We start from the raw sequence: 2,565 nt of genomic DNA, 5'->3' as shown, positions 1-2,565 counted from the left end.
GAAGATACTTCTATTTCCCTTCCTGGTGTTTGCGCCAGTTCCGTAGCCTGGGCGGACTACAGCGGAGACGGTAAACAGGACTTCCTGTTGACGGGTTGGTCAAGTTCAGGCAGCTTCATCTCCAAACTGTACAAAAACACGGGCAGTGGCTTCACCGAAGATACCTCTGTTTCCCTTCCTGGTGTTTGGGAGAGTTCCGTAGCTTGGGCGGACTACAGCGGAGACGGTAAACAGGACTTCCTGTTGACGGGTTACTCAAGTTCAGGCCGCATCTCCAAACTGTACAAAAACACGGGCAGTGGGTTCAGCGAAGATACCACTGTTTCCCTTCCTGGTGTTTACTACGGTTCCGTAGCTTGGGCGGACTACAGCGGAGACGGCAAACAGGATTTCCTGTTGACGGGTTACTCAAGTTCAGGCTACGGAACCGTAGACAACACCAGGAAGGGAAACAGAGGTATCTTCGCTGAAGCCAGTGCCCGTGTTCTTGTACAGTTTGGAGATGGGGTTGTATAAATTATCGTAACCCGTCAACAGGAAGTCCTGTTTGCCATCGCCATTGTAGTCCGCCCAGGCTACGGAACCATCGACACCAGGAAGGGAAATAGTGGTATCTTCGCTGAACCCACTGCCCGTGTTTTTGTACAGTTTGGAGATGTAGCCTGAACTTGACGAACCCGTCAACAGGAAGTCCTGTTTACCGTCTCCGCTGTAGTCCGCCCAGGCTACGGAACTGGCGCAAACACCAGGAAGGGAAATAGAAGTATCTTCGGTAAAAGAGCCTGAACTTTGGCTGGTGGTGGTAAAATTCCAAGTGCTATTACCAGTAATACCGGCATAATTATTCCCCGCAATATCCTTAATCGCAGCGTTGGCAATTTCTACATAATAATCTGTGCCTTGTGCTAAGTCATTAGTTGGGTTAATTGTCAGTTGACTGCCACTAACGGTGACATTACTGTTAGTAACCGCAATGGTTTCGACAACAGAATTATCCGAGACTTTCTTGATAACAATATTGCCACTACCTTTTTGAATCGCTTCACTGAAGTTAACCACTAAGTTAGCACCAACGGCAACTCCTGTACCATTATCAACGGGGCTGAAACTGCTGGCTGTGGGTGCAGTTGAGTCAGCAGAGATAACTGTTCCTGTTCCTTGGAAGGTGTAACCAGGAGAAGCATTTTGACTACTAAAGTTAACCTTGGCACTACCTGTAGTAAAAGTGGGTAAGGCGGTGAAGTTGGCTTTGTATAAGGTCGTGGGTGCAGCCACATTCGGCCAATTCACACCATTTAGATTAAGCCAAGCCACATTAATCACTTTATCAGTGGAGGTATCGTTATCTTCATTGGCGGTGTCGTCCACTGGAGTACCGATAGTCGGTGCTACGGGACTTGACAATACCCCTGGATTGGCAAAATCGACAAAATTAAGCTTAGAAGAGTCATAGTGCAGTTTAAATCCGAAGGAGGATGGTAGGCTGCTGCTGTTATCCGATGTGGAATACTTGGCGTCAATTGAGACTGAACTACCCGGAGCTACATTCTGAGTGCTGGCACTAGCGGTAATATTTTGGGTAGCACTATTGGTAACTACGCTCTTACTAGATGCAGGAGTCGTGGGCAGATAGGTACTTAAGAATTGCTGAATTTCAGTTGCAGTAGTGCGAGTCGCACCAGTACCAATCGCTCCAGTAGTTAGGGTATTGCCAGTAAAGCCAAACAGATAGCGAGCAATTAAAATCCCGTCGGTGGCTCCCTGAGCAGAACCGTTGCCATCCACATCTAGCATCGTGGCTTGACCATTTTGCAAATAGTTCTGGATGTCTGTAGCAGTGGTGCGAGTAGCACCAGTACCAATCGCTCCAGTAGTTAGGGTATTACCCGTAAAGCCAAACAGATGGCGGGCAATTAAAATGCCGTCAGTGGCACCCTGGGCAGAACTATTGCCATCCGCATCTAAACTGACGGGGGGTGCTAGGGTCAAAACTGCGGATGTGGGTGAAAGGCTGTATCCAGGGGAGGTGTTATTACTGCTAAAGTTAACGTTTGTACCTGTATAGGTAGACGACGTGGTGAAGTTGGCTTTGTATAGATTGGCGGGTAAAGTAGTATTCGGCCAATTCACACCGCTAATATTCAGCCAAGCTACATTAATCACTTTATCAGTGAGGGGGTCGTTATCTTCATTGGCGGTGTCCGCCTCTGGACTGCCGATGGTGGGTGCTATCGGACTGGATAAGGGATTGGTAAGGTTGACAAAGGTTAACTCGGAGGAGTCGTAGTGCAGCTTAAATCCAAAGGAGGATGTTAGACTGCTGTTGTTATCCGATGTGGAATAGTTGACATCGACTCCGACGGAGTTATTAGGTCTGAAGGCTTTAGTGGTTTGATTTCCGGCGGTAGCACTATCAAAGTCTGGGGTAATTGCTTGGAATAAACCATTGGCTGTTTTGAAATTCCAGGTGCTATTACCAGTAATACCGGCATAATTATTCCCCGCAATATCCTTAATCGCACCGTTGGCAATTTCTACATAATAATCTGTGCCTTGTGCTAAGTC

Annotated in this window: 2 protein-coding genes; one reads left to right on the top strand and one right to left on the bottom strand. The window is 47.6% G+C overall.

The genetic code is table 11. The features are described 5' to 3' along the window. On the top strand, positions 1 to 516 hold a 516-nt coding region (locus ACKPEB_RS05270), incomplete at its 5' end, for an FG-GAP repeat domain-containing protein (RefSeq protein ID WP_408963787.1). On the opposite strand, the gene ACKPEB_RS05265 is transcribed toward ACKPEB_RS05270, so the two are convergent. Then, a partial coding sequence (locus ACKPEB_RS05265; RefSeq protein ID WP_408963786.1) for an Ig-like domain-containing protein occupies positions 415 to 2,565 on the bottom strand: 2,151 nt, incomplete at its 5' end. The genes ACKPEB_RS05270 and ACKPEB_RS05265 overlap by 102 nt on opposite strands.

This window comes from Planktothrix sp., assembly GCF_046067725.1.
Lineage (GTDB): Bacteria > Cyanobacteriota > Cyanobacteriia > Cyanobacteriales > Microcoleaceae > Planktothrix.
Note: the sequence above shows the minus strand (reverse complement) of the source record. Positions and strands in the feature narration are given on the sequence as shown.